The following is a 24,564-nucleotide window of genomic DNA, read 5'->3' as shown; positions in this document are numbered from 1 at the left end:
CCGGCGGGCAACCGCGTGCAGCGAAGTGGAGCGTGGCCCGTGACCGATCAGGCGGTGGACACCAGCGGCCCGGCCGGAGTGGCGGGGACGGCGGGAGCCAAGGAGCCGCCGGATCTCACTCCACGTCAGTTCTTCGGCCGCGAACGCGAGTTGAGAGCACTTCAGGAAGACATCGAGCGCGCCGGGCTGGACACCTTGGCGGGCCGCAAAGCGGCTCGCGCCCGGGTGCTCCTGATCGCCGGCCGGCCCGGATCCGGACGCACCGCACTCGCCGCCGAACTGGCCCGCCGGCTCGTGGAACCCGGCGACTACCCCGACGGGGTGTTCCGGGTCTCCCTCACCGAACCCGGCGGCGGGCGCGTCCCCGCCGAACGCACCGCACGCGCGCTCCTGGACCTGCTCTCCGTCACCACCCCGCCCGGGGCCGACGAGGACGAGCTCTCCGAGATGGTCCGCGAGGCGTTCGCCGTACGCCGCGCCCTGATCCTCCTCGACGACGCGGTGGACGCCGAGCAGGTCGATCCGCTGCTGCCGGACAACCCCGACTGCCTGGTCGTCGCCACCTCGAGCGGCCCGCTCACCGGCATCCCCGGCGTCCGCCCGTGCACCATCGGCGGGCTGGACGCGGGCTCCGCGGTCCAGCTGCTCGCCCGCACGATCGGCCAGGTCCGCATCACGGTCGACCCGCGGACCGCCGAGTCGCTCACGGAGGCGTGCGGGGGACAGCCCGCCGCCCTGACCCTGGTCGCCGGATGGCTCGCCGCCCGCCCCGGCGCGTCCGTCGCCGATGTCGCCAAACAGCTGCGCGACCAGGAGGACGGCCCCGAACAGCCCGCCGCCGCACGGCCGTTGACCCGCGCCTTCCGGCTGGTCCACGACTCGCTGCCCCCCGCCGCCGCCCGGATGCTGCGCCTGCTCGCACTCGCCCCCGCCGGGCTGGCCGACGCCCACACCGCCTCCGCGCTGGCCGGGTGCTCCGTGTCGGACGCCCAGTCGGCCCTGGAGGACTTCGTCCGGTACGGGCTGCTCGGGACCAACGGCGCCGAACAGCCCCAGTACGAGGTGCCCGGCTGCCTCGCCCCGCTGATCCGCGCGGTGCTGGAGGAGCGGGAGCGCCCCGCCGAGATCCAGCTGGCCCGGGCCAGGATGCTGGAGCGGACCGTGCGCCGGCTCCAGGCCTGCCGTGCGGTCACCGACCCGGAGGACTCCCCGGCCCGCCGCCGCCTCGCCGGCCTGCCGCGCTCGCTGCGGTTCCCCGGCCCGGAGGCCGCCGCCGAGTGGCTGCGGATGCGCGAGCCCGCGCTGCTGGCCTCCGCCCGTGCGGCCGTGGGCGACGGCGACCTGGACACCCTCGCCCGGCGGCTGGTGGCCGCGCTCGTCCGCGCCCTCGCCGTGCACCGGGGCACCGAGACCGCGGCTCCCGTGCTGTACGGGCTGCACGGCCTGGTCCTCGATGTGGCCGAGCGCCGGGACCTGCCCCGGGAGAAGGCCGCCGCGCTGCTCAATCTCGCCGATCTGGACGCCAGGACCGGCCGTACGCGTGAGGCGCTGGCCCGCTACCGGGCGGCGCTCGACGCCGGCCGCGCCGCGAACGACCTCTACGCGACCGGCCGGGCGATGGAATCCGCAGGCGGCGCCTACGCGGAGCTCGGGGACTTCAACCGCGCCTCCGACTGGTACGGCCGGGCGCTGGCCCAGCGGCTCACCCAGGGGGAGCGGGCCGACGCGGCCCGGCTGTACGGCCGGCTCGGCGCGGTCCACACGTACGCCGGGCGCTACGGCGAGGCGCTGCGCGACTGGCGTGCCGCGGCGGCCGGTCACCGCAGGCTCGGGGACCTCCCGGCCCAGGCCCGTGCGCTCAGCGAGGCCGCACGGGTGCAGGAGTACGCGGGCAGGCCGCAGGAGTCGCTGCACACCTGCCGGGAGGCGGTCGACCTGGCGCGCCGGGCGGGCGACGCACGCCTCCAGGCCGCGCTGGAGCTCAGGCTCGCGGACACCCTGGACCGGCTCGGGGACCCGGCGGCGGCCCGCCTGCACCGGGCGGCGGCCGACAGACTGCTGGGAGACGAGGGGTCGACCTACGAAATCCGTAGTAGTTCGATCAAAACTTAATGCTTTGTAAGGCTGGACAGCGAGAAGCCCTTCATTAATGATGGTGCTGCCGCGCAACCCTGCGGTGTCTCCCTCTATGCTTGATTCATACGGGTACATCCCGCTATGTCCGAGCGTTTCTCCGAGCCAAGGACCGTGATCGACGTGAAGGTCGGCATCCCCCGCGAAGTCAAGAACAACGAGTTCCGGGTGGCGATCACCCCTGCCGGAGTGCATGAGCTCGTCCGCCACGGCCACCAGGTCCTCGTCGAGCAGCACGCCGGCGAGGGGTCCTCCATCCCGGACGAGGAGTACGTCGCCGCCGGCGCGCGGATCCTGCCCACCGCCGACGAGGTCTGGGCCGCCGCCGACCTGCTGCTCAAGGTGAAGGAGCCGGTCGCCGAGGAGTACCACCGCCTCCGCAAGGGCCAGACGCTCTTCACGTACCTGCACCTCGCCGCCTCCCGCGCGTGCACGGACGCCCTGCTCGAGTCGGGCACGACCGCCATCGCGTACGAGACCGTCGAGACCGCGACCCGCGCGCTGCCGCTGCTGGCCCCGATGTCCGAGGTCGCCGGCCGCCTCGCCCCCCAGGTCGGCGCGTACCACCTGATGCGTTCGGTCGGCGGGCGCGGTGTGCTCCCCGGTGGCGTCCCCGGTACCGGGTCGGCCAGGGCCGTCGTCATCGGCGGCGGGGTCTCCGGCTGGAACGCCACCCAGATCGCCGTCGGGCTCGGCTTCCACGTCACGCTGCTCGACAAGGACATCAACAAGCTCCGCGAGGCCGACAAGGTCTTCGGCACGAAGGTGCGGACGGTCGTCTCCAACGCCCTCGAGCTGGAGAAGGCCGTCGTCGAGGCCGACCTCGTCGTGGGCGCCGTGCTGATCCCGGGTGCGAAGGCGCCGAAGCTGGTCACCAACGCGCTCGTCGCCAAGATGAAGCCCGGAAGTGTTCTTGTCGACATTGCGATCGACCAGGGAGGCTGCTTCGAGGACTCGCATCCGACGACGCACGCCGAGCCGACCTTCACGGTCCACAACTCGGTCTTCTACTGCGTCGCGAACATGCCGGGCGCCGTGCCGAACACCTCCACCTACGCGCTCACGAACGCCACGCTGCCCTACATCCTGGAGCTCGCGAACCGGGGCTGGGTCGAGGCCCTGCGCCGTGACGCCGCGCTCGCCAAGGGTCTCAACACCCATGACGGCCAGGTGGTTTACCGCGAGGTGGCCGAGGCGCACGGCCTCGACCACGTCGAACTGAGCACGCTTCTCGGCTGAGCGGTCAACCCGCTCCGTCAACCTCATACGTCCGGCCGGACCTTGCCCAGCAAGGTCCGGCCGGACGCATGAGCGGGCCCGGATCAACTCGCCGGACACGTAACCCTCTACCCTTTTTGCACCCCCGCGAAAGGTGCGCCCCGGACGCTCCGTGCTCTTGACAGAGGGGTGTTCGATTGCCGACACATCGGGCCGGGTCCGGCGGATTGTGTTGCTGCGAACCGGTGACACGCCATAGAGTCGCCAATCGTCGGCATGGTGCCACGCTGACCTATCGATAAGTTTCCTGGTCACATCCAAGGAGGTAAGACGACTTGTGAATGAGTCGACAATTACTCCCGGGGGTGGTCAACCAGGGATGCCTGCACGGGGTCTGAGCCCGATCGGGCTCGAAGCTGTCGGCTCCGTCGCTGTCCGCACCTTCGCCACCCACCAGCACATGACGACAGCCCCCCAGATGATGGACGGCCTACACGTGAACGCCATGGCCGGCAACGAAAGTGGCCGAGAGACCTCCCACTTCGCCGACTTCGCCGAGGTGCCCGAGGGGCACTTCTACGACCCCGATGCCGAATACGAGCCCGATCCGGAGTACGCGGCCACCCTCGCGCCCGACGCCGCCCGTCAGCGCCGCGAGCGGATCGGCCCGACCGGCCGGCCGCTGCCGTACTTCCCGATTCCCGGCCCCCTGACCGATCACGGCCCCGCGAAGATCATCGCGATGTGCAACCAGAAGGGCGGCGTCGGCAAGACCACGTCGACCATCAACCTGGGTGCCGCGCTCGCGGAGTACGGCCGACGGGTCCTGCTCGTCGACTTCGACCCGCAGGGAGCCCTGTCCGTCGGCCTCGGGGTCAACCCGATGGAGCTCGACCTCACCGTCTACAACCTGCTCATGGAGCGGGGCATGGCGGCCGACGAGGTCCTGCTGAAGACGGCCGTGCCCAACATGGACCTGCTCCCCAGCAACATCGACCTCTCGGCCGCCGAGGTGCAGCTGGTGAGCGAGGTGGCCCGGGAGTCGACGCTGCAGCGCGCCCTCAAGCCGCTGATGGCCGACTACGACTACATCGTGATCGACTGTCAGCCCTCGCTCGGCCTGCTCACCGTCAACGCCCTGACGGCGGCTCACAAGGTGATAGTCCCGCTCGAGTGCGAGTTCTTCGCGCTGCGCGGTGTGGCGCTGCTCACCGAGACCATCGAGAAGGTCCAGGAGAGGCTCAACCCCGAGCTCGAACTGGACGGCATCCTCGCCACGATGTACGACTCCCGCACGGTGCACAGCCGTGAGGTGCTCGCGCGCGTCGTCGAGGCCTTCGACGACCACGTCTACCACACCGTCATCGGACGCACGGTGCGCTTCCCGGAGACCACGGTCGCCGGTGAGCCCATCACCACGTACGCGTCGAACTCCGTGGGTGCCGCCGCCTACCGCCAGCTCGCCAGGGAGGTGCTCGCCCGGTGTCACGCCGAGTGAGTCTGCCGGGGGCCGACGAGCTGTTCCGTACGACCGGGGGCATGGGCCTTCAGGCCTCGTCCCCCGCCGAGCGGCGACGCAGGGCGAACGGCGAGGCGCGGGTACCCGCGCCGGCCGCAGGGAGCGACTCGGCACCGTCGGACACCGGCCAGGGCGGCACCCCGGGAAGTGGTGACACACCCGCCGGGGCGTCCCGGGAGGAGCACTCCGCGGCGGACGCCGACGGCGGCGGCTCGCGCAGCCGGACCGACGGGGACGACCGGGGGGACGCGGCCGCTCAGCCCCGGGCCCGTACCGCGCCGCCCCAGGAGGGGACCGCCACCGTCCAGCCGCAGCGCGGACGAGGGGGCGGCGGGCGGGGAGCGAACCGCCGGCCCAGCGGCCGGGAACGCCACGACGAGAAGATCACCGTCTATGTTTCGGCCGAGGAACTGATGGACCTCGAACACGCACGCCTCGTGCTGCGCGGTGAACACGGACTGGCCGTCGACCGGGGGCGCATCGTCCGGGAAGCGGTCGCCGTCGTGCTGGCCGACCTGGAGTCGCGCGGCGACGCGAGCATCCTCGTACGGCGGCTGCGGGGCCGCTGACCGGCGCGGCGCCGGTAGCCTGCCGGGGGAGGGCCGCCGTACGGACGGCCCCGCCCCGGGGCCCACCGCCCGCCTCCCGCCGCACCCCTGGACCCCAGCACATGCCGACTGCCGACGACCCGCCCCGTCCGACCCGCCGTGCCCTCGGCCGCGGGCCGGGGATACGGGCCGCGGAGGCTCCTGCGGCGCCCGGGAGCCCGTACGAGGCCCCGGTGGCGCCTCCCGGGCCCCCGGAGCGGCCGGAGCCCGCGGAACCCCCAGAGGCGCCGGTGGAGGCTTCCGGGCCGTCCGAGGCCGCTCCGGAGGCCCCCGAGGCTGTCCCGGAGCCCGCGGAGGCCGGTCCCGGGGCCGGGGACGACCGGCGGTTCACCGTGCGGCTGGTCAACTTCGAGGGCCCTTTCGACCTCCTCCTCCAGCTGATCTCCAAGCACAAGCTCGATGTGACCGAGGTCGCGCTGTCGAAGGTCACCGACGAGTTCATGGCGCACATCCGGGCCATGGGGGCGGACTGGGACCTCGACCAGACCACCGAGTTCCTCGTCGTCGCCGCGACCCTCCTCGATCTGAAGGCCGCCCGGCTGCTGCCCACCGCCGAGGTGGAGGACGAGGCGGACCTGGCGCTCCTGGAGGCGCGCGACCTGCTCTTCGCGCGGCTGCTGCAGTACCGCGCGTACAAGAGGATCGCGGAGATCTTCAGCGACCGGCTGGAGTCCGAGTCCCGCCGCTACCCCCGCACCGTGGGCCTCGAACCCCAGCACGCCGAGCTGCTGCCCGAGGTCGTGATCAGCATCGGCCCCGAGGGGTTCGCGCGGCTCGCGGTGAAGGCGATGCAGCCGAAGCCGAAGCCGCAGGTGTACGTCGACCACATCCACGCCCCGCTGGTCAGCGTGCGCGAACAGGCGGAGATCGTGGTGGCGCGGCTGCGGGCGGAGGGCGAGATCAGCTTCCGGGAGCTCACCGAGGACGCGGAGGACACCCTCACGGTCGTCGCCCGCTTCCTGGCGCTCCTGGAGCTCTACCGGGAGAAGGCCGTCGCCCTCGACCAGGAGGAGGCGCTCGGCGACCTCCTGGTGCGCTGGGCCGGCGGCGAGGGGACCGAACCGGTGGTCACGGACGAGTTCGACCAAGAGGCGCGCGAGCCGGAGGAGGACGTACAGGCATGAGTACAGACGACGAGGGGCGCGACGCCCTGGTTGCCGGGCTCGACCTCAAGCCCGCGCTGGAGGCGGTCCTCATGGTCGTCGACGAGCCCGCCACCGAGGAACACCTCGCCAAGGTCCTCCAGCGGCCCCGCAGGGCCGTCTCGGATGCCCTGCGGGAGCTGGCCGACGAGTACACCGTCCAGCGCCGTGGATTCGATCTGAGGCTCGTCGCCGGGGGCTGGCGCTTCTACACCCGCCCGGAGTACGCGGAGGCCGTCGAGCGCTTCGTCCTGGACGGCCAGCACGCCCGGCTCACCCAGGCCGCGCTGGAGACGCTCGCCGTGGTCGCGTACCGTCAGCCGGTCAGCCGTTCGAGGGTCTCGGCGGTACGCGGAGTGAACTGCGACGGCGTCATGCGGACCCTCCTCCAGAGGGGTCTCGTGGAGGAGGCGGGCGCGGAACCCGAAACAGGTGCGATCCTGTACAGGACGACGAACTACTTTCTGGAGCGCATGGGCCTGCGAGGCCTGGACGAGCTCCCGGAGCTCGCGCCCTTCCTCCCGGAGGCGGACGCGATCGAGGCTGAGACGCTAGAGGGTGTGCCGTCGTTCGATCCGGACGCACCGGACACCCCGGATACTCACGCACACGACAAGACGGATTTTTGATGCGAAGCAGTGGCAGGAACAGCGGAAGCGGCAGCGGCGGCAACAGTGGCGGCCGCAGCGGTGGCGGCGGCCGGAGCGCCAGGAACAACGCCGGCACCGGCAGGAACAGCAACCCGAACCCCCGGGTCTCCGGCTCCGGACGCGACGACAAGCAGGAGCAGCGCCCCCGCCGGCCCCGTCCCGAGGAGCGCCGCTACGACGTGGGATCCGACAAGCCCGGCGGCGACGGCGGCCCCCGCAAGGGCCGTGGCGCGGCCGCGCGCGGCGGTGCCAAGGGCGGCCCGAAGCCCGCACAGAACGTGAGCAAGGGCGGCCGGCGCCAGGGCGCGCCCGCCCGCCCCCGTGAGCTCGACGCCAAGATCGAGCAGCGCAACCGCGACCGGTACGCGGAGAAGCCCGAGATCAGGACGCCGAAGACGCACCCCGGCGCCGAGCAGGAGGGCGAGCGTCTGCAGAAGATCCTCGCCCGGGCCGGCATGGGCTCGCGCCGGGCGTGCGAGGAGCTGATCGAGCAGGCGCGTGTCGAGGTCAACGGCGAGATCGTCCTGGAGCAGGGCAAGCGTGTCGACCCGCAGAAGGACGAGATCAAGGTCGACGGCCTGACCGTCGCGACCCAGTCGTACCTCTTCTTCGCGCTGAACAAGCCCGCCGGCGTCGTCTCCACCATGGGTGACCCGGACGGCCGTCAGAACCTCGGGGACTACGTGAACAACCGCGAGACGCGGCTGTTCCACGTCGGACGGCTCGACACCGAGACCGAGGGCATCATCCTGCTCACCAACCACGGCGAGCTGGCCCACCGTCTGACGCACCCCAGGTACGGCGTGAAGAAGACCTACCTGGCCGCCATCCAGGGTCCGCTCCCGCGCGACCTCGGCAAGCGGCTCAAGGACGGCATCGCGCTGGAGGACGGGTACGCCCGCGCCGACCACTTCCGGGTCGTCGAGAACACCGGAAAGAACTACCTGGTCGAGGTCACCCTCCACGAGGGCCGCAAGCACATCGTCCGCCGGATGCTGGCCGAGGCCGGCTTCCCGGTCGAGCGCCTCGTACGGACGTCCTTCGGGCCCATCCCGCTGGGCGACCAGAAGTCGGGCTGGCTGCGCCGCCTGACCAACACCGAGGTGGGCATGCTGATGCGCGAGGTCGGTCTGTAGCCACCACCTTCCCGAACGGCCCGCGGCCGGTTCCTCGTTCATCTTTTCGAACAGGAACCGGCCGCAGGCCTTTTGCGTGCGCCGATTCTTCTTTATAGTCAGAGTGACTATTAAGAAGGAGGCGGCGGCGTGACGCTCGCGGACATACTCGATCCCCTGCAGCAGCCCCTGGTGACGGTCCTGGACACCCCGGTCAGCTGGACCGAGGTGCTGGGCTTCGGCAGTGGCGCGCTGTGTGTCTGGCTCGTGGCCCGCCAGCACCTCGCCAACTGGCCGATCGGCATCGCCAACAACCTGTTCTTCATCCTGCTGTTCGCCCAGTCCGGTCTGTACGCCGACGCCGGCCTGCAGATCGTCTTCATCTCCCTCGCCGCGTACGGCTGGTGGACCTGGACCCACGGGGGTGGACCAGGGACATCCGTCCTGCCGGTGCGGAGCACCACCCGCACCGAATGGACCTGGCTGCTCGCGGCGGGGGCGGTGGGGACCCTCGGTCTCACCCTGCTGCTGTCCCGGGTCACGGACTCGACCGTGCCGTTCTGGGACGCCCTCACCACCTCGCTGTCGCTCATGGCGACGTACGGGCAGTGCCGCAAGCGCGTCGAGTCCTGGTGGCTGTGGATCGCCGCCGACGTGGTCTACATCCCGCTGTACGCGTACAAGGAGCTCTACCTCACCTCCCTGCTGTACCTCGGCTTCCTCACGCTCTGCCTCGTCGGGCTGCGCAACTGGAACCGCGACCTGGCCGCCGGCCGGCGCGAGGACGCGGTGGTGCCGGTATGAAGCGCCACGGGCACGGACTGGTCCTCGGCAAGTTCTATCCGCCGCACGCCGGCCACCACCACCTCGTGCGCACCGCACGGGACCGCTGCGAGAGGCTCACCGTCCTGGTCTGCGCCGCCTCGGTCGAATCCGTACCGCTCGCCGACCGGGTCGCCTGGATGCAGGACGCCCACCCCGACGTCCGGGTGGTCGGCGCCGTCGACGACATCCCCATGGACGTCACCGACGCGGCGGTCTGGGACGCCCACATGGACGTCTTCACCGCGGCCGTGCCCGAACGGGTCGACGCCGTCTTCACCTCCGAGGCGTACGGCGAGGAACTGGCCCGCCGCTTCGGCGCGGAGTCCGTCCTCGTCGACCCCGGCCGTACCCTCTTCCCCGTCTCGGGCACCGCGGTCCGCGCCGATCCCATCGGCTGCTGGGACTACCTGGAGCCGCCCGTGCGGGCCGGGCTCGCCCGCCGGGTCGTCGTCCTCGGCGCGGAGTCCACGGGCACCACCACCCTGGCCCTGGCGCTCGCCGAGCACTACCGGCGGCGCGGTGGGATCTGGGCGCGGACGCGTTATGTCGCCGAGTACGGACGGGAGTTCAGCGAGGCGAAGCTCGCCGCCCTGCGCGAGCGGTGGCCGGGCGCCCAGTGGGAGGACGTCTCCTTCACCACCGACGACTTCCCGCTCATCGCCGAGACGCAGAACGCCAGGGAGGAGGCCGCCGCGCGGGCGGGGTCCCCGGTGCTCTTCTGCGACACCGACTCCTTCGCCACCACCGTCTGGCACGAGCGCTACATCGGCGGACGCAATCCGCTCGTCGAGAAGACCGCCGACCGGGTCACCCACCACCTCTGGCTGCTCACCGGCCATGAGGGGGTGGCGTTCGAGGACGACGGGCTGCGCGACGGGGAGGAGCTGCGGCCCTGGATGACGGACCGCTTCCGCGCCGAACTCACCCGTACGGGAAGGCGGTTCGTCGAGGTCACCGGGGACCGGGCCGAACGCCTCGACGCGGCGGTCGCCGCCGTGGACGAACTCCTTGCCGACGGCTGGCACTTCACCGCGCCCCTGCCGGAGCGCCGATGAGCACCGCGCCCGAGGGGTACGACCCCCACGCCTTCGTCCCCTTCGCCGTCACCGTGGACCTCGCCGTCTTCACGGTCCGCGAGGCACGGCTCCACGTGCTGCTCGTGGAGCGCGGCGAGGCCCCCTACAAGGGGCGGTGGGCGCTGCCCGGCGGGTTCGTCCTGCCCCGGGAATCCGCCGAGGAGGCCGCCCGCCGCGAGCTCGCCGAGGAGACGGGTCTCACGAAGAAGTCCGTGTGCTCCTTCCACCTCGAACAGCTGCGCACCTACAGCGATCCGGACCGCGACCCCAGGATGCGGGTCGTCTCCGTCGCGTACGCCGCACTCGTGCCCGACCTCCCCGAACCTAGGGGCGGCGGCGACGCGGCCCACGCGCAGTGGTGGGACGCGGGCACCGCCGGGCCGCTCGCCTTCGACCACGACCGCATCCTGGCCGACGCGCACGACCGGATCGGCGCCCGGCTGGAGTACTCCTGCCTGGCCACCGCGTTCTGCCCCGCCGAGTTCACCCTCGGGGAGCTCCAGGAGGTCTACGAGACCGTCTGGAGCGTCGAGCTGGACCGGCCCAACTTCCGGCGCAAGGTCCTCACCACGCCCGGCTTCGTCCAGGCCGTGGACGGACCGCCGCGCCGCACCGGCGGACGGGGAAAACCGGCCGCCCTCTACCGGGCGGGTGCCGCTACCGCCCTGCACCCTCCATTGCTGCGCCCGGAAGGACGCCCGGAAGGACGGACATCATGATCCCGACACGGATTCTCACCAAACAAGCGGCCACGGGCACGCTGACCGGGCTCGCGCTCGGCGACGCGCTGGGCTTCCCCACCGAGTTCAACGACGTCCCCGCGATCCTCGCGAAGTGCGGGCCCTGGCGCGGAATGCGGCTCCCGGAGCCCGCGTTCGTCAGCGACGACACCCAGATGACGCTCGCCCTGGGGCGCGGCATCCGTACCGCCATGGACCAGGGGCTCCTCACCCCGGAGCGGATGACGGGCCCGGTCCGCGAGGAGTTCGTCCGCTGGAACCGCTCACCCGACAACAACCGCGCCCCCGGCCGCACCTGCCTGGAGGCGTGCGCGCTGCTGGAGGGCGACCGGGTCTGGCAGGAGGCCAGCCGGACCGGTTCCAAGGGCTGCGGCGCCAACATGCGCGTCGCGCCCATCGGCCTCGTGCCCGGCCTCAGCGACGAACAGCGCGCCGGGGCCGCCCAGCTCCAGGCGGCCCTCACCCACGGCCACCCCACCGCCCTGGCCGCCTCCGACCTGATGGCCCGCGCGGTGTACCTCCTCGCCCAGGGGGCCGAACCGCTCGGCCTGGTGGGCCAGTTGCGCTCGTACGCGTACGAGAACCGAGGCCGCTACCTCCACCGGTGGCTCGGTGACCTGTGGCGGTACACCCACGACGCCTCGCCCGAGGCGTTCATCGGCCGGGGCTGGGACGAGTGCCTGGCCGTGCTGGCGAACGTCCAGGACGCCCTGCGCAGGCCGTCGCCCGAGACCGACCCCTGCGAGGCCACCGGCGACGGCTGGATCGCCGAGGAGGCACTCGCCACCGCCCTGCACTGCTTCCTGCTCTTCCCCGAGGAACCCCTGACCGCCCTGCGCCGTGCCGCCTGCACCCGGGGCGACTCCGACTCCCTCGCCTGCCTCACGGGCGCGCTGGCCGGAGCGCACCTGGGGTCGGGAGCCTGGCCCAAGGAGTGGTCGGAACGCATCGAGTACCGCAGCGACCTGCTGTCGCTGGCCGCGCTCTGGGACGCTTGACCGATGCACAGTGCGCCTGACAGCCCGGGGATGGCCGCCCCATCAGCGTTCGCGCAGGTGGGAGCGGCGGCCGTCCCGGTCGAAGATGCCGAGGACCTCGGCCGGGCCGCCGACGGAGCCCAGCGCGTGCGGGAGCATCGTCGTGAACTCGGCCGCCTGCCCCTCCTCCACCCGCAGCCGCCGTTCCCCCAGCACCAGCAGCGCCGTGCCGGACAGCACCGTGAACCACTCCCGGCCGGGATGCGCCTTGAGCGCCGAGGGGCCTTCGGGCGGCGGGCCGGTCAGCCGTATCCGGGCCACGGTGACGCCGGGATCGCCGCGCATCGCCCACTGGGTCAGGCCTCGCGCCAGATCGCGCGTGGGGTTCATCACGACGTCCTCGGCGTCCGTCTCGACGAGCTGGTCGAGCGACGTACCCAGCGCCCGGGCGATCACGGTGAGCTGGTCGAGCGCGATCCTGCGGTGGCCCGTCTCGATCCTGCTGAGGGTGGAGGGGCTGAGGTGGCAACGGGCGGCGAGATCGTCGAGCGACCAGCTGTGCGCGGCGCGCAGGGCCCGGATCCGCATGCGTACGAGGCCGTCCAGATCACTACCTTCTTGCGTCATGGGCAAGACAGTATGCGGTGGGCGCAAAGATTCGTAGGCTCGGTGGCATGACATCCGCCGCTTCCCCCTCGCACTCCCACGCCCCCACCCCGCACCACCACGGTCCCGGCCATCACCACGATCACGGCAGCGACCACGATCACGGCCACGACCACGCGGACACCGGCCAGGACGACGTGCTCGCCGAGGTGCTCGACCTCGACGCCGCCGTCTTCGCCCCGTACCTCACCGCGCTGACCGGCCGGATCGCCGAGCTCGCCGGGGACGGTGTCACGCAGGTCGTCGACCTGGGAGCGGGCACCGGGGCCGGCACGTTCGCCCTGCTGGAACGCTTCCCGCGCGCCCGGGTGACCGCCGTCGACAGCTCTCCCGCGATGCTCGCCCGGCTCGTCGAGGCAGCCCGCGCGAAGGGCCTGGGCGACCGGGTGGACACCCTGGAGACGGACGCGGGCGCCGGGCTCGCCGGCCTCGGGGACGCCGACCTCGTCTGGGCCTCGGCCTCCCTGCACCACGTGGACGACCCGGCCGCCGCCCTCACCGGAGTCCGCGCCGCGCTGCGCCCCGGCGGACTGCTGGCCGTCGCCGAACTGGACGGCATGCCGCGCTTCCTCCCGGACGACGCCGTGGCCGGCCGCCCCGGCCTGGAGGCACGGTGCCGCGAGGCGCTGGAAGGCCTCCACGCCGAGCAGCTGCCGCACCTGGGCGCCGACTGGGGAGCCCTGCTGGCCGCCGCCGGCCTCACGGTCGAGGAGGAGCGCACGGAACGGCTGGAGCTGCGTGAACCGCTGCCCGCCCGGGTCGGCCAGTACGCCCACATCGTGCTCGGCCGCATCCACGCCGCCCTCGACGGCCGGGCGGACCCCGCCGACCTTGCGGCGCTCTCCACCCTGCTCGACGGCGGCCCCGCGGACGTACGCCACCGGGACGACCTGGTCGTCCGCTCGACACGTCAGCTCTGGGTGGCGCGACGCCCCGCGGACCCCACCGCCTAAGGGCTGTCCCGTATTCCCTGGTGGATCAGCGCACGGCGTCAGATGCGGTGCATCGCAAGGCGGAGGGACGTCCGCATACTGGATGTATTCGGGCGTTCCGACAACGCGGCGAGGTGCCGTAGCTGTCGTCGTGCGCCCGCCAGGGATTGCGGGACAGCCCTTAGCCGCTCGCCGATGCCCGACGGGTCCGTACGAGGAAGGCCTCCACCCGTTCCCGGTCGGGCTCCGGCGGCAGCGGGGAGCGGGCGGCCGCCTCGTCGTTCTCCTCGGCCAGGCGCGTCATGCGCCGCTCCACCTCGGCCCACGGGACCTCGCCCCGCTTCACCGCCAGCAACTCCTCGCGCGCGTCCCCGACCTCGATCCGCAGCTCGCCCGTCCGCAGCAGATCCCGGCCGGACGCCAGCAGCCGCAGCAGATGCATGGCGTGCTTCCAGCGCGGAGCGCCGTGCGTGCGCACATCGGCCTCCAGCTTCCGCCGCTGGCCCAGCGCGTAGCGCACGAACGTCCCGTGGGCCTGCCGGGACAGGAAGGCCCCGCGCAGGCCGAGCAGCTCCCGGCCCGTGGCGTCGATCCGCTCCACGAGCGGGGAGTGCAGGCACTCCAGCACATTGGGGTTCGCCCGCAGCGCCAGCTCGCAGAAGCGCTCCAGCTCCCAGGAGAACTGCTCGTCGGCCGGGCCCTCGACATGGGTCGGCGGCTTCGTGAAGCCCCAGAACAGCGGGGTGGGCGCGAGGAAGACCCCGCGCCGGTCCGTGTCGCTGTCGTCGGTGGCCAGCCCGAAGGCGCGGGAGCCCATCACACAGGAGTAGACGGTGTGCTCCCGTACGAGCCGCCCGCCATCAGGGGTGATCATGCGCGCGAGGGTACGCGGCCTACCCGAGGCGGATGCTGTCGCCCTCGACGGTGATCCGCTCGGCGGGCAGCGGGCGCGTCGCCGGGCCGTGCTCGACCGCCCCGTCCTCGATGCCGAACCGGCTGCCGTGGCACGCGCAGTCGATGGTGCCGTCGGCGACCGAGGACACGATGCAGCCCGCGTGGGTGCACACCGCGGAGAAGGCCTTGAACTCGCCGGCGGCAGGCTGGGTCACCACGACCTTCCGGTCCGCGAAGATCGTGCCGCCGCCCACCGGGATCTCGGACGTCCTGGTCAGCTCCGCCTCCCCGGACGCGGGCGGGGAGCTCTCGCCGCCCCCGCCCCCGCCGGACGAGCCGCAGCCGGTCACCAGGGTCGCGGCTCCCGCCGACAGGACCGTCCTTCGCCGTGCGTTCATGACTCTCCTCGCAGGGATCGATGCGTATGGACGAACGAGAGGCATCGTGACCCCGCCGGGCGTCCCGGCCGCGCAGACACGGCGGCACGCACACCCGCCGTGTCTCACGGACAGAGCACGGTGACCGGCGCCGCCGCCGCACCTCTAGGGTGAAAGGGCACGCAGCACGAGGCGACGAGGGGTACGACGTGGCGGTACGAGCAGTCCGTGGAGCCGTCCAGCTGGACCGGGACGAAGCCGGTCACATGGACGAGCGGGTGAGTGAACTCCTCACCGCGGTCCTGGAGCGCAATCAGCTCGTCGCCGACGACCTGATCAGCGTCTGGTTCACGGCCACCCCCGATCTGCACAGCGACTTCCCGGCCGCCGCGGCCCGCGGACTCGGTATCGTCGACGTACCGCTGATCTGCGCCCAGGAACTCGACATCGCGGGCGCCATGCCCCGCGTGGTCCGCATCCTGGCGCACGTGGAGACGTATCTCTCCAAGTCCGAGATCAGCCACGTCTACCTCGGCGCCACCGGCGCCCTCCGCAAGGACATCGCCCAGTGAGAACAGCCCTCGTCATCGGCACCGGCCTGGTCGGCACCTCCGCCGCCCTCGCCCTCGCGGGGCGCGGCGTCCAGGTGCACCTGGCCGACCGCGACCCGTCATCGGCGCAGACCGCCGCCGCACTCGGCGCCGGCACGGACGAGGCGCCCGAGGGCCCCGTCGACCTGGCGATCATCGCCGTACCGCCCGCCCACACCGCCTCCGTGCTGGCCACGGCCATGCGTGACGGGATCGCACGCGCCTACCTCGACGTCGCCAGCGTCAAGGGCGGCCCGCGCCGTGAGCTGGAGGCGCTGGGCGTCGACCTCACGCCGTACATCGGCACGCACCCCATGGCCGGCAAGGAGCGCTCCGGGCCCCTCGCGGCCACCGCCGACCTCTTCGAGGGCCGCCCCTGGGTGCTCACCCCGACCCGGGAGACCGACACCGAGGTCCTCAACCTCGCCCTGGAGCTGGTCGCGCTCTGCCGGGCCGTCCCGGTCGTCATGGACGCCGACGCCCACGACCGCGCCGTCGCCCTGGTCTCCCACACCCCGCAGCTGATCTCCTCGATGGTCGCCGCCCGGCTGGAGGAGGCCGACGAGACCGCCGTACGCCTCTGCGGCCAGGGGATCAGGGACGTCACCCGCATCGCGGCCTCCGACCCCCGGATGTGGGTGGAGATCCTCTCCGCCAACCCCGGACCCGTCGCCGACGTGCTGGCGGGTGTCGCCGCCGACCTGGACGAGACGGTCCGGGCGCTGCGCGGCCTGCAGTCCGCCGACGAGGACAAGCGCCGCACCGGCACCGAAGGCATCGAGGACGTCCTGCGCCGCGGCAACGCCGGCCGGGTCAGGGTCCCCGGCAAGCACGGCGCCGCCCCGGCCTCGTACGAGATCGTCGCCGTGCTCATCAGCGACCGCCCGGGCGAGCTGGCGAGCATCTTCGCCGACGCCGGACGGGCCGGCGTCAACATCGAGGACGTCCGCATCGAGCACGCCACCGGCCAGCAGGCCGGACTGGTCCAGCTGATGGTCGAGCCGAGCGCCGCACCCGCGCTCGCCGCGGCCCTCGGCGAGCGAGGCTGGTCGATCCGCCCGTAGCGGGCCGGGGGACGGGCCCGGAGACAGGGGTACAAAGGCGCTTCGCGCACTCGGTAACCTTGGGGGAGGCCGCCCAGGTCTGCCCTGCCCCGCTCCGCCCGTCCCCGTGTACCAGGAAGGTGTCCACCACCGTGGAAACCGTAAGCGCCGCCGCCCGGACCGCCCCGGCCGCAGTGATCGTCGCCATCGACGGTCCCTCCGGCACAGGCAAGTCGAGCACCTCCAAGGCCGTCGCCGCCCAGCTCGGCCTGAGCTACCTGGACACCGGCGCCCAGTACCGGGCGATCACCTGGTGGATGCTGAGCAACGGCATCGACGTGCAGAACCCGGCCGAGATCGCCACGGCCGCCGCCAAGCCGGTCATCGTCTCGGGCACGGACCCGTCCGCCCCGACGATCACCGTCGACGGCGAGGACGCCTCGGGCCCCATCCGCACCCAGGAGGTCACCTCCAGGGTCAGCGCCGTCAGCGCCGTGCCCGAGGTGCGCGCCCTGATCACCGAGCTGCAGCGCTCGATCGCCAAGGAGGCGGAGCGGGGCATCGTCGTCGAGGGCCGCGACATCGGCACCACCGTGCTCCCCGACGCCGACATCAAGATCTTCCTGACCGCCTCCCCGGAGGCGCGCGCCGCCCGCCGCAGCGGTGAGGTCAAGGGGTCCGACCTGGCCGCCACCCAGGAGGCGCTGATCAAGCGGGACGCCGCCGACTCGGGCCGCAAGACCTCGCCGCTGGCCAAGGCCGGTGACGCCGTCGAGGTCGACACCACCGACCTGACCCTCACGCAGGTCATCGAGTGCGTCGTCACCCTCGTCGGGGAGAAGCAGGCCGCGAAGTGACCGGAGCCACCACCGCTCCGACGCTGCGCGGAGCGGCCGTCGGGCGCGGGATCGGCATCGGGCTCATGTACGGGCTGTTCAAGCCCCGTGTGCTCGGTGCGTGGCGCGTCCCCACCACGGGACCCGTCATACTCGCGGTGAACCACGCGCACAATCTCGACGGACCGATGCTGATGGGCACCGCGCCCCGGCCCGTCCACTTCCTGATCAAGAAGGAGGCGTTCGTCGGCCCCCTCGACCCGTTCCTGCGCGGAATCGGGCAGCTGAAGGTGGACCGTACGACCGTCGACCGCAACGCCATCACGCAGGCACTCGGCGTGCTGGACGACGGCGGCGTCCTCGGGATCTTCCCCGAGGGCACCAGGGGCGAGGGCGACTTCGCCTCCCTGCGCGCGGGGCTCGCGTACTTCGCGGTGCGCGGCGGGGCGCCGATCGTGCCCGTCGCGGTCCTGGGAAGCACCGAGCGCCGCGGACGGTTGATATCGGCACTGCCTCCGCTGCGCAGCAAGGTCGACGTCGTCTTCGGCGACGCCTTCCAGGCCGGCGACGGCAGCGGGCGGCGGACCAGGAAAGCACTGGACGAGGCGACGCTGCGCATCCAGGGTGAGCTGACCGCCCACCTGAGGAACGCCAGGCGTCTCACCGGACGCCTGTGACACTTGAGTAGTGGGCCGCGCGATCGTGGCCCATCGATGATGATGCAAAGAGGAACGGACTTCATGAACGACCAGATTCACTCCGACGGCTCGGACCACGAGCACGGAGCACTTGGCGATGCCGAGTACGCGGAGTTCATGGAGCTCGCCGCGCAGGAGGGGTTCGACCCCGAGGAGGTCGAGGGCGCGATCGGTGCGGCCGGTCACGGACCGCTTCCGGTGCTCGCCGTAGTCGGCCGCCCGAACGTCGGCAAGTCGACCCTGGTGAACCGGATCATCGGCCGCCGTGAGGCCGTCGTCCAGGACAAGCCGGGTGTCACCCGTGACCGCGTCAGCTACGAGGCCGAGTGGGCCGGGCGCCGCTTCAAGGTCGTCGACACCGGCGGCTGGGAGCAGGACGTGCTGGGCCTCGACGCCTCCGTCGCCGCCCAGGCCGAGTACGCGATCTCGACGGCCGACGCGGTCGTCTTCGTCGTCGACGCGACGGTCGGCGCGACCGACACCGACGAGGCCGTCGTCAGGCTGCTGCGCAAGGCCAAGAAGCCCGTCGTCCTGTGCGCGAACAAGGTCGACGGACAGAGCGGCGAGGCCGACGCCACCGCGCTCTGGTCGCTCGGCCTCGGCGAGCCGCACCCCGTCTCCTCGCTGCACGGCCGCGGCACCGGCGACATGCTGGACGCCGTCCTGGAGGCCCTGCCCGAGGCCCCGGCACAGACCTTCGGCACCGCGCTCGGCGGCCCCCGCCGCATCGCGCTCATCGGCCGCCCGAACGTCGGCAAGTCGTCGCTGCTGAACAAGGTCGCCAACGAGGACCGTGTCGTCGTCAACGAGCTGGCCGGCACCACCCGAGACCCGGTCGACGAGCTGATCGAGCTCGGCGGCGTCACCTGGAAGTTCATCGACACGGCCGGCATCCGCCGCAAGGTCCACCTCCAGGAGGGCGCGGACTACTACGCCTCGCTGCGCACCGCGGCCGCCGTGGAGAAGGCCGAGGTCGCCGTCATCCTGATCGACTCCAGCGAGTCCATCAGCGTCCAGGACCAGCGCATCGTCACGATGGCCGTGGAAGCGGGCCGTGCGGTCGTGCTCGCCTTCAACAAGTGGGACACCCTCGACGAGGAGCGCCGCTACTACCTGGAGCGCGAGATCGACACGGAGCTCGCGCAGGTCGCCTGGGCCCCGCGCGTCAACGTCTCGGCCGTCACCGGACGGCACATGGAGAAGCTGGTCCCCGCGATCGAGACCGCGATCGAGGGCTGGGAGACCCGCATCCCCACCGGCAGGCTCAACGCCTTCCTCGGCGAGATCGTCGCCTCCCACCCGCACCCCGTGCGCGGCGGCAAGCAGCCCCGCATCCTCTTCGGCACCCAGGCGGGCACCAAGCCGCCGCGGTTCGTGCTCTTCTCGTCCGGCTTCCTGGAGCACGGCTACCGCCGCTTCGTCGAACGCCGTCTGCGCGAGGAGTTCGGTTTCGAGGGCACGCCGATCCACATCTCGGTGCGGGTGCGCGAGAAGCGCGGCCGCAAGAAGTGAGCTGACCGTACGACGAAGCCCCGGACCACCCGTGCGAGCGGGTGGTCCGGGGCTTCGTCGTGTCCCTCAGGCGTCCGTGGACCCCGGCGGCAGCGCCGCGGGCCTGGCGCGCCCGGCGTGCCGTCCGACCCGCTGCCAGGAACCGGGGTTGGACCCGCCCGCGCTGTGGCTTCCCTGGGCGTTCGCCGCCGTACGGCCGCTCAGCGGTGCACGGCTGCCGAACATCCCGATGCCGAACGTTCTGAAGCCGAGATTCTCCTCACCGGTGCGGTCCCCGGGAAGCGCCCGGAACGACCGCCTGTACTCGGAGTACAGGGCGTCGTAGATCGGGGTGGGGGACTTACCGCCCGAGGGGTCCTGCGACGGGCGCATGCCCGGAATCGGGGTCGGCTGCTGGCGAGAAGGGTCGTATGAGTGCACGTAGGTGCCAACGACCTCACCGCCCGTCGGATGCGGGCCGGACGGAGAAAACGCTGTTCGACGGGCGGGGGAGGGCCGCGGCGGCACCGTCAGGTCCCGGCGAGCGGCATCGTCGCGGCGACCAGGAGGCCGTTGACCGCGGCCTTGTCCAGCGCGTCGCGGAGCAGGTCCTCGCGCGGCTGCTGGCCGATGGAGCCCGCCGGGGCGGCGAAGACCAGCACGCTCTGCGCCTTGTTGGCGGCCGTCCGCCAGCCCTCGGTGACCTGGAGCGGCTGATGCGCCTGCCACCAGGCGACCGGGCTGCCGCCGCCGGCGCCCGGCTGGAGCACCGCGTGCAGCTGGCCCATGGCGAGGAGGACCGACCAGCCGGGGAGGACACCGGGCAGCCGGTTCAGGTGGGGCGTGGGCTGGAAGCCCTGCTCCAGCAGGAGCTGGAGGAACTGGTCGCCGCCGCTGCCGTCCGTGCCGGGCCGGGCGATCGGCCCGGTCGGTTCGACGACCAGGGCGGGGCGGAGGTCGTCCTCGATCAGGACGAGACCGCTGGTGATGCCGAGGACGGCCTGTTCGGGCATGAGGCCCTCCGGATTCTTCTGCTCGCTGCCGGTGATGGACCGCACGGCGCCCTGGAGCTGGTCCTCCGCGACCTGGACGACCTGCGAGGGGATGCAGGTCGCGTGGGCGAAGGCGAGCACGGCGGTCTCCTCGCCCACGAACAGCACCGTGCTGGTGCGCTCCTGGTCGGAATCCCCGGGGGTGCGGCATGAGGTGCAGTCGTAACTGCCTGGGGCACTGTCGCCGACGAGCAGCCGGTCGGCTTCGGCATCGCCGATCTCGGCGCGTACGTCCTCGCTGACGTCGAGCATGCGCGGCACGGGTGGCTCCTCGAACTCGGTGCGTGGGCCGGGTGGTTCCCGGCTCATGAAGAGACAACGGAAGACCCGGGGCCGGGGTCACGCGCGAATCGGAGGGATTAGGCGCCGGAGCCGGCGGACCGGTGAAGCCGCAGATCGCGCAAACGATCCGGAGCCGAACATTCCGCGTAAGGGCCCCTGACGTGCGGAATCCCGTTCGAAACGTCACAGGTTTGTGCGACTCCTGTGCGAACGCTGTGTCGACACATGACGCCACGTAAGGTCCGTTGCAGACCAGTCGAACAGGGGAAACGACTACGTAATGCACATTTCATTCCTGCTCCACAACGCGTACGGCATCGGGGGAACGATCCGTACCACCTTCACGCTCGCCGGGACCCTGGCGGAGCAGCACGACGTCGAGATCGTCTCCGTCTTCCGGCACCGCGACGACCCGAAGCTCGGCGCACCCGCCGGCGTGCGGATGAGTCACCTCGTCGATCTGCGCAAGTCGAGCCCGGGGTACGAGGGGACATCCGCCGAACACGCCAGGCCCGCAGCGGTCTTCCCGCGTGGTGACACCAGGCACCGGCAGTACAGCCGGCTCACCGACAGCCGCATCGCGGCCCATCTGGGCGCGCTGGAGGCCGATGTCGTCGTGGGCACGCGTCCCGGTCTCAACGTCCACATCAGCCGGCAGGCGCGGCGCGGTCCGGTGCGCGTCGGCCAGGAGCACCTCACGCTGGAGAGCCACGGCTACCGGCTCCGCCGGGAGATAAGCCACCGGTACACGCAGCTCGACGCCGTCACGACCGTCACCGAGGCGGACGCCCGGGACTACCGCACCGGTCTGCGGCTGCCCGGCGTGCGGATCGAGGCCATCCCGAACAGCGTGCCGGAGCCCGCCGGCCCGCCCGCCGACTGCGACGCCAAATGGATCGTGGCGGCGGGCCGGCTGCACCGGGTGAAGCGCTACGACGTACTGATCCGGGCCTTCGCCGAGATCGCGGCGGTGCGCCCGGAGTGGCGGCTGCGGATCTACGGCGCCGGGGACGCCTCCGGCAACGAGCAGCAGCCGCTGCGCACACTCGTCGACGAGCTCGGCCTCCGGGAGCGGGTGTTCCTCATGGGGTCCGCCGACCCGATGGAGGAGGAGTGGCCCAAGAACTCCATCGCCGCCGTCACCTCCGAGCGGGAGTCGTTCGGCATGACCATCGTGGAGGCGATGCGCTGCGGGGTGCCGGTCGTGGCGACCGACTGCCCCCACGGGCCCGCCGAGATCATCGACGACGGCACCGACGGACGGCTGGTGCCGCTGGGGGACACCGGTGCCTTCGCCAAGGCCCTGCTCGGTCTGATCGACGACGACGCCCTGCGGCACCGGATGGGCCGCGCCGCACGGGCCTCCGCCGCGCGGTTCGATCCGGCGCCGATCGCGGAGCGGCACGAGAGGCTCTTCGCCGAGCTGGCCGCGCAGGGCGGAGGAGCGGGATCGCAGGGCCTTCTGCGCAGCGCGTACCACCGGTCCAGGGGGAGCGTGCTGGACGGCGCGTACGCGCTGCGTTACAAGGCCGCGGGAGTGATCCGAAGAGGCCGGGCCTGAGGCGGAGCGGCACCCGGACCCGGCGTCAGGGCCCGGGTGCCGCATCCCGGACGGTTGTATTCCGGGTGGTCCGACGGCCCGGGGGCCCTTGGGCCGGAGGGCCCCGCCGGGCCGCGGGCGCGGGAAAAGTAAGGCACGCATAAGGGCGAGTGAATTCGGGATGGCGTGCCCGTATATTCCTCTTTCCGGGGGACGCCGGAAAAGGCGGCCGCGCACAGGATCCGCCTTCTGCGTTTCCCTCCCGAGGACGCCCCGTCGCGCATTCGCCGGGCGCCCCCGTAATTCGGGAGATGTGCCGTCCGGGTGAAGTGGGCGGGCGTAAACGGGCGTGGGATCCTGTGACACAAGTGTGACCGCCGGGGTACACGGGGATGCATCGGGACCCGTGGCCGCCATCGCTTCCGTCAGGGCGCGGGGCGGCCTACGGTGAGGGGTATGGCACCTGTACCGACTCCGGACGCCCAGCCGGACGACACCCCCGAGTCATACGTCGGCCTCGACGCCGACGCCGCCGAACGGCAGGCCAGAGCCCGTGGCTGGAGCACGGTCCGGGCCCTTCCGCCGGGCACCGTCATCACCATGGAGTTCCGTGGCGGGCGCATCAACTTCGAGGTGGACGCCTCGACCGTGACCCGCTGCTGGGTCGGCTGAAACCGGCCCCGACGAGCGAAGGCCCCGACGGGAGTCGGGGCCTTCGCTCGTGCGCGTGTGGGTCAGGGGGCCACCGGACCGCCCGCCACCGGGCGGGACGGGCCGGTGCTGTTTCTCGGGGAGCGGTCCGCGTGCGGCGGGCGGCGTGAGCCGGCCGGAGCCAGCGGCGTCCGCTCCGGACGTACGGCGTGCGCCCGTGCCCTGGCGGCCGCTCCCGGGTGACCCGCGGTCCCGGGCGCCTGGCCCCTGCTCGCGGCCTCCTGGGCGCCCTCGGTGGCCGCCGCCGCCCCGCCGCAGAGCGCCTGCGGGAGCAGGACCGGCTCCGGCGCCACGGGGGCCGGCGGAACCGGAGCGCGGAGCCCGCGGCGGTTCCTCCACTGCTCGCGCACCGACAGGATCCAGACCTCGGTACGCGTGATCAGCGGCTCGAACCAGGGTAGCGCGAGCAGGATCAGCAGACCGGCCGCCCAGCCCAGCAGGACGTCGCTGAGCCAGTGGGTGCCGATGTACACGGTGGTGAGTCCCACGCCCAGGGAGACGAAGGCCGATACGGCCGACAGATAGCGCCTGGCCCGCGGCGTGGTCGCCAGGTAGGCGAGGATTCCCCAGGTCACGACGGCGTTGGCGGTGTGTCCCGAAGGAAATATATCGCCGCCGGCGTAGAGCTCGGCCGAGCCGATCTGGGTGGCGTAGTGCGGGCCGAGCCGCCCCAGGCCGAGCTTGACCGCTCCCACCGACAGGTTGAGCAGCAGCAGGGAGGCGCCCAGCGTGAGCAGCGGGCGCAGCGTGTGCTGGCGCCAGGAGCGCCAGCCGAGCCAGGAGGCAACCATCACGGCCGTGGGGCCACGCTGGCCGAGCACGACGTAGTAGTCGAGGAAGGCGTGGAGCTCCGGCCACTGCTGGTAGGGCCGGAACAGCATGACCTTCCAGTCGAGGGCCACCAGCCAGGACGAGACCAGCACGGCAACGACGATGGCGAGATAGAACGCCAAAGTCCCGCCGAAGAGAGCGATGCGGTGGCGACTCATCCGCGGGATCTCTATCTTCGGCGGTTCCGGCTCCCGGTCCAGACGGGCAAAGATGTCGGTACGCACGCAATGGACGTTACAGCGAGTGAGTGTGTGATCCGGCCGATCCCGCGTCTTTGTGATGACGATGTGATGTGGACTTTGTCTCAGACAGGTATCTATTCGCTGTGTGCCGGGGAATGGTTTCCGGTCCCCGCCCATTAGTACCGGGCGCTATTCGTAGAAATGTTTGAGTGTCGATGAAATGGCTCGGCGTCACCGTGCGCAGGTGGCGGTGGAGCCATTCGGGTGAGCCGCCGGCCGGCACGCGGGCTCGTCGCCGCGGCCCCGGCGTGACGGCCCCGGCGTCACCCCGCGTGCGGGGAGCGGAGTGGCGTACGCCACTCGTCACCCCGCGTGCGGGGAGCGGAGTGGCGTACGCCACACCCGGTGGCCGGTGAACGTATGAGCTGCACCACGC

The 24,564-nt window shown here is 72.1% G+C and carries 25 protein-coding genes; 19 read left to right on the top strand and 6 right to left on the bottom strand.

Annotated elements, in window-relative coordinates:
* Window positions 1-39: 39 nt before the first annotated feature.
* The 11 genes from ACIRD8_RS23290 (at window position 40) to ACIRD8_RS23240 (ending at window position 12,024) form a co-directional block, all read left to right on the top strand.
* Window positions 40-2,112 carry a tetratricopeptide repeat protein gene (locus ACIRD8_RS23290; protein ID WP_403994644.1) on the top strand — a complete coding sequence of 691 codons (2,073 nt, stop codon included), beginning with the start codon at window positions 40-42 and terminating at the stop codon, window positions 2,110-2,112.
* A gap of 144 nt (window positions 2,113-2,256) precedes the next feature.
* The gene (gene ald / locus ACIRD8_RS23285; RefSeq protein WP_403994713.1) at window positions 2,257-3,372 is read left to right on the top strand and encodes an alanine dehydrogenase; all 1,116 of its coding nucleotides are present in this window, start codon (window positions 2,257-2,259) and stop codon (window positions 3,370-3,372) included.
* 358 nt (window positions 3,373-3,730) lie between these two features.
* Window positions 3,731-4,849: a ParA family protein gene (locus ACIRD8_RS23280; RefSeq protein ID WP_033305452.1), complete on the top strand. Its 1,119-nt coding sequence runs from the start codon at window positions 3,731-3,733 to the stop codon at window positions 4,847-4,849.
* A complete protein-coding gene (locus ACIRD8_RS23275; RefSeq protein ID WP_403994640.1) occupies window positions 4,834-5,439 on the top strand; it encodes a hypothetical protein in 606 nt (201 codons plus the stop codon). The genes ACIRD8_RS23280 and ACIRD8_RS23275 overlap by 16 nt, the downstream gene beginning before the upstream one ends.
* Window positions 5,440-5,540: 101 nt before the next feature.
* Window positions 5,541-6,602, top strand: coding sequence for a segregation and condensation protein A (locus tag ACIRD8_RS23270; protein WP_403994637.1), 1,062 nt, complete (start codon window positions 5,541-5,543; stop codon window positions 6,600-6,602).
* Window positions 6,599-7,249: an SMC-Scp complex subunit ScpB gene (scpB, locus tag ACIRD8_RS23265; protein WP_403994634.1), complete on the top strand. Its 651-nt coding sequence runs from the start codon at window positions 6,599-6,601 to the stop codon at window positions 7,247-7,249. The genes ACIRD8_RS23270 and scpB overlap by 4 nt, the downstream gene beginning before the upstream one ends.
* Window positions 7,249-8,406, top strand: coding sequence for a pseudouridine synthase (locus ACIRD8_RS23260; RefSeq protein ID WP_403994631.1), 1,158 nt, complete (start codon window positions 7,249-7,251; stop codon window positions 8,404-8,406). Before scpB ends, ACIRD8_RS23260 begins: the two co-directional genes overlap by 1 nt.
* A gap of 129 nt (window positions 8,407-8,535) precedes the next feature.
* Window positions 8,536-9,189 (top strand): nicotinamide riboside transporter PnuC, encoded by a 654-nt coding sequence (gene pnuC, locus ACIRD8_RS23255; RefSeq protein WP_403994628.1) that lies wholly within the window; start codon window positions 8,536-8,538, stop codon window positions 9,187-9,189.
* Complete coding sequence (locus ACIRD8_RS23250; RefSeq protein ID WP_403994625.1) at window positions 9,186-10,265, top strand: AAA family ATPase; 1,080 nt, start codon at window positions 9,186-9,188, stop codon at window positions 10,263-10,265. Before pnuC ends, ACIRD8_RS23250 begins: the two co-directional genes overlap by 4 nt.
* Window positions 10,262-11,005: an NUDIX hydrolase gene (locus ACIRD8_RS23245; RefSeq protein WP_403994622.1), complete on the top strand. Its 744-nt coding sequence runs from the start codon at window positions 10,262-10,264 to the stop codon at window positions 11,003-11,005. The genes ACIRD8_RS23250 and ACIRD8_RS23245 overlap by 4 nt, the downstream gene beginning before the upstream one ends.
* Window positions 11,002-12,024, top strand: a complete 1,023-nt coding sequence (locus ACIRD8_RS23240; protein WP_403994619.1) for an ADP-ribosylglycohydrolase family protein — start codon at window positions 11,002-11,004, stop codon at window positions 12,022-12,024. The genes ACIRD8_RS23245 and ACIRD8_RS23240 overlap by 4 nt, the downstream gene beginning before the upstream one ends.
* A gap of 42 nt (window positions 12,025-12,066) precedes the next feature.
* Here ACIRD8_RS23240 and ACIRD8_RS23235 read toward each other — a convergent pair whose 3' ends face one another.
* Complete coding sequence (locus ACIRD8_RS23235) at window positions 12,067-12,630, bottom strand: helix-turn-helix domain-containing protein (protein ID WP_403994616.1); 564 nt, start codon at window positions 12,628-12,630, stop codon at window positions 12,067-12,069.
* 47 nt (window positions 12,631-12,677) lie between these two features.
* Here ACIRD8_RS23235 and ACIRD8_RS23230 point away from each other — a divergent pair, with 47 nt between their 5' ends.
* Window positions 12,678-13,622 (top strand): class I SAM-dependent methyltransferase, encoded by a 945-nt coding sequence (locus ACIRD8_RS23230; RefSeq protein WP_403994613.1) that lies wholly within the window; start codon window positions 12,678-12,680, stop codon window positions 13,620-13,622.
* Window positions 13,623-13,782: 160 nt separating this feature from the next.
* Here the strand turns inward: ACIRD8_RS23230 and ACIRD8_RS23225 are convergent, their stop codons facing one another.
* Window positions 13,783-14,475 carry a DNA polymerase beta superfamily protein gene (locus ACIRD8_RS23225; RefSeq protein ID WP_403994610.1) on the bottom strand — a complete coding sequence of 231 codons (693 nt, stop codon included), beginning with the start codon at window positions 14,473-14,475 and terminating at the stop codon, window positions 13,783-13,785.
* 19 nt (window positions 14,476-14,494) lie between these two features.
* Window positions 14,495-14,893, bottom strand: coding sequence for a Rieske (2Fe-2S) protein (locus tag ACIRD8_RS23220; protein WP_403994607.1), 399 nt, complete (start codon window positions 14,891-14,893; stop codon window positions 14,495-14,497).
* 188 nt (window positions 14,894-15,081) lie between these two features.
* Here ACIRD8_RS23220 and aroH point away from each other — a divergent pair, with 188 nt between their 5' ends.
* The 5 genes from aroH to der all read left to right on the top strand — a co-directional run bounded on the left by aroH (window position 15,082) and on the right by der (window position 19,551).
* Window positions 15,082-15,444, top strand: a complete 363-nt coding sequence (gene aroH / locus ACIRD8_RS23215) for a chorismate mutase (protein WP_124279503.1) — start codon at window positions 15,082-15,084, stop codon at window positions 15,442-15,444.
* Window positions 15,441-16,526, top strand: coding sequence for a prephenate dehydrogenase (locus ACIRD8_RS23210; protein WP_403994604.1), 1,086 nt, complete (start codon window positions 15,441-15,443; stop codon window positions 16,524-16,526). The genes aroH and ACIRD8_RS23210 overlap by 4 nt, the downstream gene beginning before the upstream one ends.
* Before the next feature lie 119 nt (window positions 16,527-16,645).
* Window positions 16,646-17,362, top strand: a complete 717-nt coding sequence (cmk, locus tag ACIRD8_RS23205) for a (d)CMP kinase (protein ID WP_403994601.1) — start codon at window positions 16,646-16,648, stop codon at window positions 17,360-17,362.
* Window positions 17,359-18,018, top strand: coding sequence for a lysophospholipid acyltransferase family protein (locus ACIRD8_RS23200; RefSeq protein ID WP_403994598.1), 660 nt, complete (start codon window positions 17,359-17,361; stop codon window positions 18,016-18,018). The genes cmk and ACIRD8_RS23200 overlap by 4 nt, the downstream gene beginning before the upstream one ends.
* A 63-nt stretch (window positions 18,019-18,081) precedes the next feature.
* Window positions 18,082-19,551 (top strand): ribosome biogenesis GTPase Der, encoded by a 1,470-nt coding sequence (gene der, locus ACIRD8_RS23195; RefSeq protein WP_403994596.1) that lies wholly within the window; start codon window positions 18,082-18,084, stop codon window positions 19,549-19,551.
* Window positions 19,552-19,617: 66 nt separating this feature from the next.
* Here der and ACIRD8_RS23190 read toward each other — a convergent pair whose 3' ends face one another.
* Both ACIRD8_RS23190 and ACIRD8_RS23185 read right to left on the bottom strand, forming a co-directional pair.
* Complete coding sequence (locus ACIRD8_RS23190; RefSeq protein WP_386862053.1) at window positions 19,618-19,923, bottom strand: hypothetical protein; 306 nt, start codon at window positions 19,921-19,923, stop codon at window positions 19,618-19,620.
* A 137-nt stretch (window positions 19,924-20,060) separates the two neighbouring features.
* The gene (locus tag ACIRD8_RS23185; protein WP_403994710.1) at window positions 20,061-20,843 is read right to left on the bottom strand and encodes a hypothetical protein; all 783 of its coding nucleotides are present in this window, start codon (window positions 20,841-20,843) and stop codon (window positions 20,061-20,063) included.
* Window positions 20,844-21,144: 301 nt separating this feature from the next.
* Here ACIRD8_RS23185 and ACIRD8_RS23180 point away from each other — a divergent pair, with 301 nt between their 5' ends.
* Together ACIRD8_RS23180 and ACIRD8_RS23175 are read left to right on the top strand one after the other, a co-directional pair.
* Entirely contained in the window at window positions 21,145-22,425 is a 1,281-nt protein-coding gene (locus ACIRD8_RS23180; protein WP_403994593.1) for a glycosyltransferase family 4 protein, read from the top strand.
* A gap of 435 nt (window positions 22,426-22,860) precedes the next feature.
* Window positions 22,861-23,076 carry an I78 family peptidase inhibitor gene (locus ACIRD8_RS23175; protein ID WP_403994590.1) on the top strand — a complete coding sequence of 72 codons (216 nt, stop codon included), beginning with the start codon at window positions 22,861-22,863 and terminating at the stop codon, window positions 23,074-23,076.
* A gap of 62 nt (window positions 23,077-23,138) precedes the next feature.
* Here ACIRD8_RS23175 and ACIRD8_RS23170 read toward each other — a convergent pair whose 3' ends face one another.
* Window positions 23,139-24,170: a phosphatase PAP2 family protein gene (locus ACIRD8_RS23170; protein WP_403994588.1), complete on the bottom strand. Its 1,032-nt coding sequence runs from the start codon at window positions 24,168-24,170 to the stop codon at window positions 23,139-23,141.
* Between the last annotated feature and the right edge of the window lie 394 nt (window positions 24,171-24,564).

This window comes from Streptomyces sp. NPDC102451 (genome assembly GCF_044765485.1).
Lineage (GTDB): Bacteria > Actinomycetota > Actinomycetes > Streptomycetales > Streptomycetaceae > Streptomyces.
Note: the sequence above shows the minus strand (reverse complement) of the source record. Positions and strands in the feature narration are given on the sequence as shown.